This is a genomic window from Vibrio sp. Y176 (assembly GCF_033438945.1).
The window spans coordinates 1-695 of record NZ_JAWOQS010000537.1; the positions used below are offsets into that span (position 1 = coordinate 1).

At 45.2% G+C, this 695-nt stretch carries 1 protein-coding gene; it reads left to right on the top strand.

Annotation, left to right across the window (positions count from 1 at the left end):
- A partial coding sequence (locus tag R7O13_RS27180) for an OB-fold nucleic acid binding domain-containing protein (RefSeq protein WP_318305238.1) occupies positions 1–695 on the top strand: 695 nt, incomplete at both ends.

The following is a 695-nucleotide window of genomic DNA, read 5'->3' on the forward strand; positions in this document are numbered from 1 at the left end:
TGGTGTGCAACTGGGCTTTCGATTGGTTAAAGGCTTTAATGAGGAAGGCGCGACTCGCTTAGTCGAACGACGACCAAAAACGGGCTATCACTCAATACAAGAGGTCAAACAAATCTTGAGAAGTCGTCGTGATATAGAATTATTAGCTTCTGCAAATGCCTTTCAGATCTTATCGGGTAACCGTTATAACGCACGTTGGGCAGCAATGGATTCACTGTCCGATTTGCCTTTGTTTCATCATATCGAAGAGCCAAGCATTGGCTATCAAGCACAGCCATCTGAATATGAAAGCCTTATTGAAGACTATGCCAGTACAGGTCTTTCGCTGAACCGGCACCCAATTACTCTGCTAGAAGAAGCGGGCATACTTCCTCGCTTTACGCGTATGAAGCAATTGGTTGATAAAGAGCATAAATCGCTTGTGACTGTGGCAGGTGTCGTCACCGGAAGGCAGTCCCCAGGCACAGCAGCAGGCGTTACATTTTTCACCTTAGAAGATGACACTGGCAACATTAACGTTGTGGTATGGAGCGCGACGGCAAGAGCGCAAAAGCAAGCATACCTCACCTCAAAAATATTGATGGTAAAAGGTATTTTGGAAAGAGAGGGAGAAGTCATCCTCGTCATTGCGGGTAAATTGATTGACTGTACTCATTACTTATCCAACTTGCAGAGTAAGTCTCGTGACTTTCATT